Source organism: Nocardioides bizhenqiangii (assembly GCF_034661235.1).
Classification (GTDB): domain Bacteria; phylum Actinomycetota; class Actinomycetes; order Propionibacteriales; family Nocardioidaceae; genus Nocardioides; species Nocardioides bizhenqiangii.
Genome location: NZ_CP141059.1, coordinates 3,239,575 through 3,253,298 on the forward strand (window position 1 = coordinate 3,239,575; position 13,724 = coordinate 3,253,298).

The 13,724-nt window shown below is 73.8% G+C and carries 8 protein-coding genes; 3 read left to right on the top strand and 5 right to left on the bottom strand.

All coding sequences use genetic code 11. The annotated features are described in order from the left end of the window. Nucleotides 1–912 (bottom strand): NAD(+) diphosphatase, encoded by a 912-nt coding sequence (gene nudC, locus SHK19_RS15820; RefSeq protein WP_322936810.1) that lies wholly within the window; start codon nt 910–912, stop codon nt 1–3. Nucleotides 913–955: 43 nt separating this feature from the next. Here nudC and SHK19_RS15825 point away from each other — a divergent pair, with 43 nt between their 5' ends. After that, entirely contained in the window at nt 956–2,329 is a 1,374-nt protein-coding gene (locus tag SHK19_RS15825) for an NAD(P)/FAD-dependent oxidoreductase (RefSeq protein ID WP_322936811.1), read from the top strand. A 47-nt stretch (nt 2,330–2,376) separates the two neighbouring features. Beyond that, nucleotides 2,377–2,880: an OsmC family protein gene (locus tag SHK19_RS15830; protein WP_322936812.1), complete on the top strand. Its 504-nt coding sequence runs from the start codon at nt 2,377–2,379 to the stop codon at nt 2,878–2,880. Here the strand turns inward: SHK19_RS15830 and SHK19_RS15835 are convergent. From SHK19_RS15835 to SHK19_RS15850, 4 genes are read right to left on the bottom strand one after another with little or no spacing between them, the layout of a single operon-like run. Further along, entirely contained in the window at nt 2,861–6,022 is a 3,162-nt protein-coding gene (locus SHK19_RS15835; protein ID WP_449867070.1) for an ATP-dependent helicase, read from the bottom strand. The two genes, SHK19_RS15830 and SHK19_RS15835, sit on opposite strands and share 20 nt — an antisense overlap. A 32-nt stretch (nt 6,023–6,054) precedes the next feature. Further along, nucleotides 6,055–9,222 carry an ATP-dependent helicase gene (locus SHK19_RS15840; protein WP_322936814.1) on the bottom strand — a complete coding sequence of 1,056 codons (3,168 nt, stop codon included), beginning with the start codon at nt 9,220–9,222 and terminating at the stop codon, nt 6,055–6,057. A gap of 40 nt (nt 9,223–9,262) precedes the next feature. Then, the gene (locus SHK19_RS15845) at nt 9,263–9,667 is read right to left on the bottom strand and encodes a cupin domain-containing protein (RefSeq protein ID WP_322936815.1); all 405 of its coding nucleotides are present in this window, start codon (nt 9,665–9,667) and stop codon (nt 9,263–9,265) included. Between the two features lie 31 nt (nt 9,668–9,698). After that, a complete protein-coding gene (locus SHK19_RS15850; RefSeq protein ID WP_322936816.1) occupies nt 9,699–10,370 on the bottom strand; it encodes a lysophospholipid acyltransferase family protein in 672 nt (223 codons plus the stop codon). Nucleotides 10,371–11,147: 777 nt separating this feature from the next. Between SHK19_RS15850 and SHK19_RS15855 the strand changes: the two genes are divergently transcribed. Beyond that, nucleotides 11,148–13,721, top strand: a complete 2,574-nt coding sequence (locus SHK19_RS15855; RefSeq protein ID WP_322936817.1) for an SCO7613 C-terminal domain-containing membrane protein — start codon at nt 11,148–11,150, stop codon at nt 13,719–13,721. The last annotated feature ends 3 nt before the right edge of the window (nt 13,722–13,724 follow it).

The window sequence follows — 13,724 nt, forward strand, 5'->3', positions numbered from 1 at the left end:
TCACCAGCTGCCCGGCAGCGGGCCGCCGTACCAGTGCTCGACGAGTGACCGGCTGATCGACACTCCTCCGGGCAGCACCAGGGTGCCGGCCTCGGCCTGCTCGCGCATGTCGGCGCGGGTGAACCAGCGCGCCTCGACGACGTCGTCGTCCTCGAGCCGGATCTCCTCGGTGACCGCGCGGCCGAGGAACCCCAGCATCAGGCTGCTCGGCAGCGGCCACGGCTGGTTGCCGAAGTAGCTCACCTCGCTCACGACCACACCCGTCTCCTCGAGGACCTCGCGCCGGACCGCGTCCTCGAGCGTCTCGCCCGGCTCGCAGAAGCCGGCCAGGGTCGAGAACCTGCCCTCGGGCCACTGCGGCCCGCGCCCGAGCAGGCAGCGCTCCTCGTCGCTTCCCGGGTCGCCTGCCGCGATCAGCATGATCACCGCCGGGTCGGTCCGCGGGAACTGCGGCTTGCCGCACTGCTCGCAGACCAGCTCGTGCCCGGCGGCGCGCGGGGTGAGGGTGCCGCCGCAGCGAGCGCAGTGACGGGTGACCCAGTGCCACTCCGCCAGGCCGAGTGCATGGAACACGAGCGGCGCCGCGCCGATCGCGTCGCCGCTCAAGTACGGCAGCAGCCCCCGCAGGGGGAACCACTGGTCCGGCTCGGCCTTCGCGAGCCCCGCGTCGACGATCACCGCCCACCAGGTGGTGCCGTCGCGGTCGCCGAGCAGGACCCGTACGCCGTCCGGCGCCTCCGCGGTGGGCAACCACTCGATCCCGCCGTCGCGCGGCCGGACCCGGGTGCCGGAGATCACCAGCACCCGCCCCGTCGGGTCGGCCCACCGCGCGTCGATCCACGCGTCGTCGGTGCGGTGCAGACCGAGCCGGTCGTGCGGGTCGCGGGTGAGGGCGAGGTGCGCGAAGTCCACGGAGCCGAGCCTAGGTCCCGGTGCCGGTGCGCCATGATCAGGCATGGTCATCAACGGCGGCGTCTCGCTCTGGTGGCAGCAGCTCGGGTCGCCGGGCGCCACGCGACCCCCGCTGCCCGGGTCCACCGACGCCGACGTGTGCATCGTCGGCGGCGGCTTCACCGGCCTGTGGACGGCCTACTACCTCCAGCGCGCCCAGCCCGACCTGCGGGTCGTGGTGCTGGAGAGCCGGTTCGTCGGCTTCGGGGCATCGGGTCGCAACGGCGGCTGGGTGACCAACACGGTGACCGGCGGGCGGGAGCGGTACGAGCGCACCCACGGTCGGGCCGCGGCCATCGAGCAGCAGCGCGCCATGAACGCAACCGTCGACGAGATCATCGCGGTGGCGCAGCGCGCGGGCATCGACGCGGACATCCACAAGGGTGGCGAGCTCACCGTCGCCCGGACCGCAGCACAGCTCGAGCGGGCCCGAGCCTGGGCATCGTCCGAGGCGGCCTGGCCGGCGACCGACGTACGACTCATGGAGGCCGAGGAGACCGCTGCTCGGGTCGGCGTCGCCGGCGCCCTGGGGGCGGCGTGGCATCCGCACTGCGCCCGGATCCATCCCGCCAAGCTGGTGGCCGGCCTCGCAGCCGCGGCCGAGCGGCTCGGCGTCGTGATCCACGAAGAGACCACGGTCGACGAGATCCTGCCCGGCCAGGCGCGGACCGCGCGGGGCACGGTCCGCGCCGAGCACGTCATCCGAGCGACCGAGGGTTTCACCGCGCGCATCCGGGGTGAGCACCGCACCTGGCTGCCGATGAACTCCTCCATGATCGCCACCGCTCCGATCCCGCAGGAGGTGTGGGACCGGATCGGTTGGCAGGGCAGGGAGACCCTGGGCGACCTGGCGCACGTCTACGTGTACGCCCAGCGCACCGCGGACGACCGGATCGCCTTCGGGGGCCGGGGGGTGCCCTACCGGTACGGCTCGCGCGTCGACGCCGACGGCCGGACCCATGACCGCACGATCGAGAGCCTGACCCGGTTGCTCCGGCAGTTCTTCCCGCCGCTCGCCGACGTGCCGGTGAGCCATGCCTGGTCCGGCGTCCTCGGCGTGCCCCGGGACTGGTCGTCGACCGTCAGCCTGGACCGGGCGACCGGCCTCGGCTGGGCAGGCGGCTACGTCGGGACCGGCGTCGCAACGAGCAACCTCGCCGGTCGCACCCTCGCCGACCTGGTCCTCGGGCGCGACACCGACCTGACCCGCCTGCCCTGGGTCGGCCACCGCACCCGGCGCTGGGAGGTCGAACCGCTGCGCTGGCTGGCCGTCCAGGCGATCTACGGCGCCTACCGCGCCGCGGACCGGTCCGAGGGAAGGGGCCGGGCGACGACGTCCGCGCTCGCCAAGGTCGCCGACCTGATCTCGGGGCACTGACCGGAGAGGAACGGCGCGGGCGTCGAGGTCGTGGGCGATGATCAGGCATGGACGCAGCAGCACTGCGGGCCGCGCAGGCCCCGGTCAAGGAGAAGTACCGGACCGACCCCGAGTCGGCGCGTACGCCGGCCGCCGCGCGCGGTGACTACCGCGACCACGGCGTGACGGCGACCGTCGACGGCTTCGCCGGCCCGGTGCGAGCGGGCCTCCACCCCGCAGCGGGTGGCGACGGCGAGGACGCCTGCTCGGCCGACCTGCTGCTCGAGGCGCTGCTGGCCTGCGCCGGAGTCACCCTGCGCGCGGTCGCCACCGCGATGGGGATCGAGATCCGCTCGGCCTCGTTGGCCGCCGACGGCTGGTGGGACGCCCGCGGCACCCTCGGCGTCGACCGCGCCGCCCCGATCGGCGTCCAGGAGATCGTGCTCACCCTGACCGTCGCCACCGACGCCGACGACGCCACCCTCGAACGGCTGGCGAAGGCAACGGACCGCTACTGCGTGGTCGGCCAGTCGCTGGCCTCGCCGCCGGCGATCAGGGTCGTGCGGGAGTGACCAGCCGCTCCAGCTCTGCGCGACCCGGCAGGTCGTCCGGCTCGACCAGCTCGCCGGAGCGCACGTAGTAGAACGCGGCGCGCACCTGCTCGAGGGCCACGCCTCGCAGCTCGGCCCACGCCAGCCGGTAGAGCGCGAGCTGGAGCGGGTCGGCGGTCTGGCTGGTGTTCGTCTTCCAGTCCACCACCAGGTAGCGGCCGTCGCCCTCGTCGTAGACGGCGTCGATCCGGCCACGGACCACCTGCCCGGCGAGCACGAGCGCGAACGGCGCCTCGATCTGGAACGGTGGACGGGTGGCGAAGGGGCCGGCCTCGAAGGCGGCGATGACCTCCTTGAGCGCCTCGTCGTCCTCGATGCCCGCGTCGGCACGCCCGGGGAGGTCGTCGGGGTCGAACAGCTCCTGCTGCCCGAACCTCGCCTCGACCCAGGCGTGGAACCGGGTGCCGAACCGCGCCGCCGGTGACGGCTGCCGAGGCATCGGACGGGCCCGGTCGGCGGCGAACGCCGCCGGGTCGTCGCGCAGCCGCGCGAGCGCGGTCGCGGAGATGCTCGTCGGCATCGGCACCTCGGTCTCGGGCGCGCGCTCACGTGCCGCCTCGTCGAGCAACCGGGCGATCTCGTCGTCCCACTGCTGGACCTGCTCGAGCAGCAGCACGTCGTCGAGCATCGGATCCTCGGCGGTGCGGACCAGCTCGGCCGCGGCCAGCCGGCGGTCGACCTCCTGGGTGTGGTGCAAGATCGGCCACGGCAGGTCGACCGAGCGATCGGCGTACGGGTTGGGCTCGCCCTTCTCCACGACATCGGCCCACCGCTCCGGCACCCCGCCCCACGTCTCGATCGCGTCGTGTGTGTCGACGACGTAGGGCGACGGGCCCAGTCCGCCCTTCAGGTGGGGCGCCCATCGCCAGCAGGACACCGCGTGGTGGTGGCGGGCGCGGGTCCAGGCGACGTACGCGAGCCGCAGCTCCTCGACCTGCTGGTGCCGCTTGCGGCGCTCCTTGAGGTCGGTGATCGCGTCGGCGTCGTGGCCGGCGAGCTGGGGCAGGTCGACGGAGTCGCCCCGCAGCGCCGCCGGCATCACCTCCGGGCTCTTGAGCCACGACGAGCGGCCGCGGTTGGCGGGGAACCTGTCCTTGACCACGCCGACCAGGAAGACCGCGTCCCACTCCAGTCCCTTGGCGCGGTGCACGGTCAGCAGCTTGACCGAGTCGGCTTCCGACGGCGTCGCCACGTCGAGGCCCTGCCCGAACTCGTCCTCGGCGTCGAGCCAGGCGAGCAGGGCGGGCAGGGTGACCTGGCCGTCGATCGCCTGGAAGTCGGCGACCGCCTGGACGAACAGATCGAGGTTCTCGCGCCGGGCGGCGGCGGCCGGCGACACCGACGAGGCCAGCTCGACGTCGATGCCGTTGACGTCGATGATCCGGCGGACCAGGTCGAGGATCGGTTCCCCGATCGACCGGCGCAGCACCCGGAGCTCCTCGGCCAGCAGCGCGAACCTCGCCCGCGCCTCGGGCGAGTAGTCGAGGTCACCGGGGTCCTCCAGCGCGTCGCACAGCGACGGGATCTCGAGCGGGTCTGCACCCTCGACGGCCGCAGCGAGCTGGCTCTCGAGGTCGGCGAAGCTCTGCTGGCCCTGCTGGCCGACCAGCTCGCCGCTGCGCCTGCCGAGCAGGGCCAGGTCACGAACGCCGATGGCCCACCGGGGCCCCGCCAGCAGCGTCAGCAGTGCGGGGTTGGCCGTCACGTCCTGGACGAGCTCGAGCGTCGCGACCACCTCGGCGACCTCGGGCAGACGGAGCAGCCCCTTGAGGCCGACGATCTCGACGGGTATCTCGCGGTCGGTCAGCGCGTCGAACACCAGCGCGGCCGACGCGTTGTCGCGGGTCAGGACGCCGATCTCCTTCCACGGCACCTGGTCGTGGGCGGCGAGCACCTGGTCGGCGAGCCACGCCAGCTCGTCGTCGGAGGTCTCGTGCACGGCCACCCGCACCTCGCCGTCCGCCACGCCGTCGTCGGGCCGCAGCCGGTCGTGCTCGCGGCCGGCGTAGAGCTCGCGCGCGAGGTGGTTGGCGGTGGCGAGGATCCGGGCGTCGGAGCGCCGGTTGACCGTCAGGGAGTATGACGGGCGCCGGCCGTCGACCGTCGGGAAGTCCCTGCCGAACTCCTGGATGTTGGACACCGACGCCCCGCGCCAGCCGTAGATCGCCTGGTTGGGGTCGCCGACCGCCGTGACCGGATGGCCGTCTCCGAAGATCCGGGACAGCATCGTGGCCTGCGCGACCGAGGTGTCCTGGTACTCGTCGAGCAGCACCACCTTGAACTTGCCGCGCTCGATCGCACCGACCTCGGGACAGTCACGCGCCAGCCGGCCGGCGAGCGCGATCTGGTCGGAGAAGTCCATGAGCCCCAGCCGGGCCTTGAGGGCGCGGTAGTCGTCGACGAGACCGAGCAGCTCGGCCCGCTTGTCGATCGCCGCGATCGCGTCGCGGACCAGGTCGGACTTGCCCTTGACCCGTTTCCCCTCGGCGAGCTGCGCCTCCAGAGCCTCCAGCTCGACAGCGAAGCGGGGCCGCTCGGCGGCGTCATAGGCGCGGACCTCATCGGGGCTGACCAGGTGCTCGGCCATCTCGGCGTCCAGGGCGAGGAGGTAGCGCACCGCGTGCGTCGGGCTGTCGGTCAGCAGCCCGATCGGTCGCTGGTGCCGCTGGATCGCCCGAGCCGCCAGCTGGTAGCGCGACGCGTCCGCGATCAACCGGGTGTCGGGCTCGTGACCGATCCGGAGGCCGTGCTCGGAGAGCAGCGCCGCGGCGTAGGCGTGGTACGTCGCGACGGTCGGCTCCTCGGCGTCCTCCTCGACATCGGTCTCGTCGGGGGCGAGGAGCCGCGGCCCCCTCTCGGGCAGCAGGCCGGCCTGGAGCAGGCTGGAGCGGATCCGGTGCTGCAGCTCGGCCGTGGCCTTCGTCGTGAAGGTCAGGCCGAGCACCTCACCCGGCGCGACCTGTCCCGTGGCGACCAGCCAGACCACGCGTGCCGCCATCACCGCCGTCTTGCCCGACCCGGCACCGGCGATCACGACGGCGGGCTCGAGGTCGGCCGTGATCGCCGCGAACTGCTCCTCGCTGTAGAGCCAGTCGTGGCCCATGAGAGCGGCGAGCTGCGCCGGGGTGTCGACGTTCACGAGAGCACAGACCCCGACGCGTGGGCGGGACAGATCGGGTCGAACGGGCAACGCTCGCAGTGCGCGCCGGGTCGCGCGACGAACGCCTCGCTGCGCACCGCCGCGAGCGCCTGCTGCAGCTGCCCCTCGATCTGTGGCGGCGAGGGCGGCTGCTGCTGCACCTTCGGTTGCGCGTCGCCGTGCCGCAGCTGGACCAGCTCCGCGCCGCCCGCGGTGACCGGTCGGCCGACCAGCTCGTTGGCGGCGCCGTGGTCGACGGCGAGCTGGTAGAGGCCGAGCTGCGGGTGCTCCGGGAGCGACTTGTCGGAGGGCGGGTACTTGCCGGTCTTGAGGTCGACGACCACCACCCGGTCCTGCTCGTCGAGCTCCAGACGGTCGGCATAGCCGTGCAGCGCGACCACCTGGCCGTCGGGAAGGGTGACCTCGGCGCGCAGCCGGGGCTCGAGCGCGATGACCGTGCGCGCCCCCGGACGGTGGTGCCAGGCGAGGAAGCGCGCCAACACCTGCTGGACCGCCTCGCGCTCGCGAGCCCGCGACCACGGGGTGCGGAACTCCATCCGCTCCCAGACCTCGTCGACGTAGGGCATCAGGTCGTCGACCGAGGTCGCGTCGATCTCGTCCTTGGCGACCCGCTCGGCCAGGGCGTGGACCACCTTGCCGAACCCCTGGCTGGCCGTGGAGACGACACTGCCGCCCGCCTCGCGGGTCAGGAACCACTGGGCGGGGCAGGTGAGCAGGCCCTCGAGCGCGCTCGCCGACAGCGTGACCGGAACGTCCTCGGGCCGCACCGACCGCAGCGATCGCGACGGGCTGCGGAGCCCCCACCAGGTCGCCGGGTCAGCGAACGGCGCCACCGGTCGGCCGTGCACCTCCGTCGTCGCGAGCAGCCGGAGCCGGGCAGCGGCCGCCTCGCGGAGGTGTGGCGGTCGCTCCGGATCGGCGACGGTACGGCGGAGCTCGGCGACGAGCCCCTGCATCGACAGCGGTCGGCGGGGCCGGCCGACCCGGTGCTGCACCTCGTGCCCGAGCTCGGCGAGGAACCGCGAGGGCTGCTCGCCGTCGTCGTCCGGTGACTGCACCGACGTCACCACCAGCCGTTGGCGGGGCCGGGTCACCGCGACGTAGAACAGCCGCCGCTCCTCGGCGAGCATCGCCGCCCGGGTCAGCGGCGGGAGCAGTCCCCCGTGCTCGACCGGGCCGATCCGGTCGGCACCCAGCAGGGTGTCGCGCCGGCGCAGGTCGGGCCAGCTCCCCTCCTGGACGCGCGTCACGACGACGAGCCGCCACTCCTGTCCCTTGGCGCGGTGCGCCGTGAGCAGCCGCACCGACTCCCCACGCACGCCGCGCTCCGCCAGCGTGTCGGCGGGGATTTCCTGCGCGGTCAGGGTGGCCAGGAACGTCGCCACACTCGTGTGGTCGCGCTGCTCCTCTGACCTCGCGGCGGTCTCGAACAACGCGCACAGCGCGTCGAGGTCGCGGTGGGCCAGCCGGGCCGCCTGGCCGCCGCGGAGGCTGGCGGCGCGCAGTCGCTCACCCCAGGAGGTCCCGCTCCACAGCGTCCAGAGCACCTGCTCGGCCGAGGCGCCTTCGCCGATGCCGGCACGGGCACGCTCGAGCAGCTGCGCCAGCGCCCGGGTCCGTGACGCCGGTTGTCCTTCGACACCGTCGAGCAGGGCCGGGTCGAGCACCGCCCGGCGGACCAGCTCGCGCGGACCGACCTCGGGGTGCACGGCACGGAGGGCTCGGGTGAGGGCGCGCACCTCGGTCGCGTCGAGACCGCCCAGCGGCGAGATGAGCAGCTCCTCGATCCGGTCGCGCGGCACGTCGTCGGAGACCAGCAGCTCGAGCGCGGACAGCAGTACGGCGACCGCCGGCTCACGCACCAACGGGGTCTCGTCTCCCGCGACCTCGACCGGGACGCCCGCGGCGGTCAGCGCGCGACGGAGCACCGGGATCGACGTGCGGCCGGAGCGCACCAGCACCGCCATCTCGCCCCACCCGACGCCGTCCTCGAGATGGGCCCGGCGGAGCAGGTCGGCGATGTGCTCGACCTCGGCCCGCGCGGTGTCGAAGGTGAGCACCTCGATCGTGCCCGGCCCGAACTCCGATGCCGCGGGCTCGGGATGGCGGAACGCGTCATAGGTCGACCGCGGGATGGCGCCGCGCATCGAGATGCCCGCCGCGATCGAGCGCGAGGCGCGCAGCAGCCGCGATCCGAACCGCCGCGTGGTGCCGAGCGCGTGGACCGGCGCCTCCTCCCCCGCGGCCGTCGGGAACTGGCGGGGGAACTCGAGGATCCCGCGCACGTCCGCGCCGCGAAACCCGTAGATCGACTGGTCGGGGTCGCCCACCGCGACCAGGTCGCGCCCGTCGCCGGCGATGGCCTCGAGCAGCGCGACCTGACTGGGGTCGGTGTCCTGGTACTCGTCCACGAACACGCAGGAGTACGACGCCCGCAGCTCGGCCTGGTGGACCCGCGCCTCGATCACGCCCCTGGTGATCAGGTCGGGGTAGTCGATCGCGGACTGGCCGCCGAGGACGTCGAGGTACTGCTCGAGGAACAGGCCGGCCGCCTCGAACTCCGGCACTCCCTCGTCGCGGCCGAGCGCGACGAGCTGGCCCGGATCGAGCCCGCGCTCGCGGGCCCGCGCGATCACGGCCTGCACCTCGCGGGCGAAGCCGCGGGTGCCGACCGCCGCCCGCAGCGGCTCGGGCCAGCGGATCGACTCGGGCGCGTGGGTGAGCAGCTCCTGCAGCACGACGTCCTGCTCCGGCGCCGACAGCAGCCGCAGCGGCGCCGCGTAGAGCTCCGCCGGCGCGTAGCGCCGGACCAAGCCGTAGGCGAAGGAGTGGAACGTCGACGACAGGCCGCTCGACAGGGTGCGCCCCAGCCGGGAGGTCACCCGGTCGCGCAGCTGCTCGGCGGCCTTCCGGGAGAAGGTCAGCGCGAGGACCGAGTCGGGATCGACGCCGCGCCGCTCGATCCGGTCGACGATCGCCTCGACCATCGTCGTGGTCTTGCCCGTGCCGGGCCCGGCGAGGACGAGCAGCGGCCCACCGGGGTGGTCGACGACGCGCTGCTGGTGCTCGTCGAGCTCGGGCGGCGGGTCGGTGGCGCGCGGCGGCGCGAGCCGGTAGCGCGCGGTCGAGGAGGCAGCGGTCATGTCACTGCACAGCCAACCATCCGCGCCCGACAGATCGGTCTCAGACGAGCTCGAAGTCGGCGAAGTCGAAACCCGGCGAGACCAGGCAGCTCACCAGCGCGTCCGCGGCGGACGGGAGCGTCCGCTGCCAGACCCCGGCCCGTACCAGTGCCTGGGGCGCGTGGGCATCGACCTCGACTGTGGTCGGCTCGTCGGCCGGCGCGGCGCCCGAGCCGCCGAGCTCGACGGTCACCGCACCGGTGTGCGCCAGCCAGATCTCGTCGGAGGCGACCCGGTGCCAGGCCGAGGAGTCGCCGGCGGGGAGCAGGAAGTAGATCAACGTGGCTGTCGGCCGGACCCGTCCGTCCGGCAGCGTGACCGTCACCGGCGAGACCCAGGTCTGCCGGTACCAGCCGCCTTCGGGGTGCGGCGCGAGGTCGAGGGCGGCGGCGAGCGGCGGGCGCATGCGCCGATCCTGCCAGCGGTACGTCGAACGGTCAGTCGTCGAGTGCCGGACGGTCGTTGTAGACGCCGGCCTCGACCTGGCCGGTGAGCTCGCTGATGGCGCTCATGATCCGGTCGGTGAGGTCCCGGCGCGCGCGGCCGAGCGCGATGCCGTCGTACTCGCCGGCGACGGTGATCGGTGCGCCGAACGCCACCGTGACCCGCGCCAGCCGCGGAAGCGTGGAGCCGATCGGCTGCAGCCGGTCGGTGCCGGTGAGACCGACCGGCACGACCGGAGCACCCGAGGTGAGGGCGAGGTGCGCGACACCGGTCCGCCCGCGGTAGAGCCGTCCGTCGCGGGAGCGGGTGCCCTCGGGATAGATGCCGAACGCCTCCCCGCGACCGAGCACGTCGAGGGCCGTCTGCAGCGAGCCGATCGCCGCCGCGGTGTCGTCCCGGTCGACGGGCAGCATGCCCATCCCCTGGAACCACGCCTTCGACAACGCGCCGCGCACGCCGGTGCCGGTGAAGTAGTCGGACTTGGCGAGGAAGACGACCTTCCGGGGCACCACGATCGGGATCACCATCGAGTCGGCGAAGCTCAGGTGGTTGCTCGCGAGGATCACCGGTCCGGTGGCCGGCACGTGCTCCAGGCCGCGCACTGTCGGCCGCCACACGGCCTTCGCGGCCGGAGGGACGACGGTGTGGAGCACCTGGTAGAGCACGCCATGGACGCTAGGGGTTACCCGCGGGTCCACCGAATCGAGCGCTCGGTAGCCGTCCGAGGCACGAGGACGGATTCCGGCCGAGCGCGAAGGTCGAGTAGCGCCGCGGGTGAGGAACGAACCCGCGACGCGCGTATCGAGACCCGGTGACACGGTCGCCCGACGGTGGGGACGGCCGAAGCCATGGTTGCGACGTCTCGATACGCCCTCGCCTAGCGGCTCGGGCTACTCGACGACCGGCGCGGCCGGCGCTCGGGCTACTCGACCTCCCGCCCAGGATCTTCGACCTCGCAAGCTCGGTCGAAGGGGCGTGAAAAAGGTGAAAGGCCCCTTGCAAGTATGAGTCGCAAGGGGCCCTTCGGTTGACCGGTACTGGTGACGCTCCCGATCGATCCGGCCGGTCTGCCAGGTTCCCACGGACCTCGTCACCCGGTCCGTGCGGCGCGCGTTCCCGTGAGGGATCGTCTGCCGTGTGGATCCTCGCCTTCCGGCTGATCCCGCTCTCCCGGAGGAGAACGTGAGAGCAGTTGTATGCCGCGGTGACAGGCGGGCGCAAGGGGTTCGCCCCAACAAAATCGAGGAGTTTCGTAGTTCCGGCGTGTCGTCCACAAGCACACCCGATCGTCTCCACAGATCGGTGGCGCTTCATCCACAAACTGCGGGCATGGCTGTGGATGAGGGGCCGGGCGCGGCGCCGGGGAGCCCACCCGGTTGAGTAGGCGTACTCAGCCGGGTCGAGTAGCGCCGCGATGTGCGGCCCCGGCCCTTCGTGGGGAGATGGATGACATGCGCTACGCCGACCCGGATCTGTGCCCCGACTGCCGCTCCGACCTCCACAGCGGCGTCTCCACCTGCCCGACCTGCGCGCTGCCGGTCCGGCACGCGCTCGCGGTCGAGCTCTTCGCGACGCTGACCCGCGCCGACACCCTGGTCGCGCAGCTCCGCTCGGTCGCCGCCGCCGCGACCGCGCCGGCAGCGCGTACGGCGACCGCGCTGGTGCCACCCGCGCCCGACCCGACGGCAGGCCCGACCGCCGCCCCGCCGCGTCCGGCGGCGGCACCGGCTGCTCCGGCCGCTGGTCCTTCGACACCCACCCCGCCGCCTCCGCCGCCTCCGCCACCTCCAGCCCCCCAGCAGCCGACCGGCGGCGCGGCGCCGTACCCGGCTCCTGCCGGTGGCGGCGTCGGGGTCTCCGCGATCCCGAAGATCCTGCTCGGCCTCGGCGCGCTGTGCCTCCTGGTCGCCGCGATCGCGTTCCTCGCGGTGTCGTGGTCGATCCTCGGAGTAGGCGGCCGCACCGCGGTGCTGCTCACCCTGACCGCCGCCGCGACCGGTGGCGCGCTGTTGCTGAACCGGTTCCAGCTGCGGATCGCCGGCGAGTCGATGAGCGTGGTCGCGCTGGGGATGCTCGGCCTGGACGTGCTCGGCGCCAACGCCGCCGGCTGGTTCGGCGACTCGTCGGCCGGTTGGGCAGTAGCCGCCGGCGGCGCCGTGATGGCGCTCGGGGGCACCGGGCTGGCCCTCCCCAGGTTCGGCGACGGACCTCGCCTGGTGGCGCCCCAGGTCTTCGTCGGCGTCGGATACCTGGTCGGTTGGGGCGGCCTGCTCGCCGCGATGGACCACGAGCTGATCGCCGGTCACGCGCTGGTGGTGCTCGGCGCCGGGGTCACCTGGCTGTCGCGGACCGCGTTGCCGGTCCGGGCGTGGAGCGTCGGCATCGCGACCTCGGTGGTGTGGAGCGCGACGGCCCTGCTCGGCGTGGTGCTCGCGTTCGCGGAGCCGTCGCTGCACGGCGTGTGGGTGGACGGTGCCGGCTGGTCGCTGCTGGCGTCGGCCGCGACGCTGCTGGCACCCGGCCTCGTCCTGCGCAGGCGCGAGCTGGTCGTCGGCGGCGCATCCGTCGGTGCCCTGCTCGTCACGATCGCGCTGATCGCCCCGAGCGTCGACGAGTCGGCCCGGATCGCCGGCGCCGTCACGCTCGCGGTGACAGCGGCGTGGGTCGCCGCCTACCGGCTCCTCCCGACGACGCTGCGCCTGGTCGCCACGGCCCCGGCCGCCATCGGGTCCCTGGCGCTGCTGGCGTTCGACGCGGTCGCCGGGTTGGTCGTCCTCGCCCGGATCGCCGAGGTCGGCTCCGACAGCTCGTTCACCGTGCTCCTCGACGAGCCCAACCCGGTCACCGAGCCGCTGCTGACAGTCCCGTCCGCGCTGGTGCCGGTGGTGTTCCTGGCCCTGCTCCTCGAGCGCGACGGCCGCGTCGGCGCCCCGTGGTGGCGGATCGGCGCCCTCGTCGGCGGGGTGGCGGCGGTCGCGACACTGGCGTCGTACGACGTCCCGCTCGCCGTCGTGGTGGCCTGCCTCGGCGTGGTCGCGATCGGCAGCCTGGCGCTCGGCCTGGCCGATTCCGGCGCCCGGCAGACCGGGTTCGGCCTGGTGGCCCTCGGGATCAGTGCGGCGGGAGTGCTGCTGGCGCTGCCGAGCACGCCGATCGTCGCCGTCGCCTCCGGCATCGTGCTGGGCTTGGCGCTGATCGCCCACTTCGTCGGGCGGACGAGCGAGCTGCGCGGTTTCGCCGCCGTGACGCTCGCGCCCGCCCTCGCGGTCCTCGTCTGGACCACCGGGCTGGCCAACGACGTCGACGCGGGTCGGCTCGGCATCCCGGTCCTGGTCCTGCTCGGCGTGCTCGCGATCGCACGACCGAGGCTCGAGGTCGAGATCCCAGCGGTCCTGGTCGCGGCGGTCGCGGTACCGCCGGCGATCTTCGCCGCGACCGACGCGGGCGGCTCTCTCGCCCTGCACCTGGTCGTCGCCGGAGCCCTGCTCTCCGCGTCCGCCCTCATCCACGAGTCGCGCCGCGACCTGGTCTGGGCGGCGGTCCCGGTGTTCGCGCTGGCGTCGTGGGTGTGGTTCGGCGACAAGGGCGTGACCGACCCCGAGCCCTACACGCTCCCGATCGCGGCGGCGCTCACCCTGCTCGGCCTCGTGCACCTGCGCCGGCACCCGGACGCCGGCACCGAGCTCGCGCTGCTCCCCGGGCTGCTGCTCGGCACCCTCCCCTCCCTCGTCTGGGTGCTCGGCGATCCGGTGTCCCTGCGTGCCTTGATCCTCGGCGGCGCGTGCCTCGCGCTCACGATCGTCGGTGCCGCGCTCCGGTGGAGCGCGCCGCTGATCGTGGGTTCGGTGGTCGGCGCGGTCGTCGTGCTGCGCGAGATCGGCCCCTACGCCGGCGACGTGCCGCAGTGGGTGTGGATCGGCCTGGCCGGTGCGCTGCTCACCACGATCGGCATCACCTGGGAGCGGCGGCTGCTGGAGATCCGGCAGGCGGTCGGCATGCTCGGCCGACTCCGCTGACCA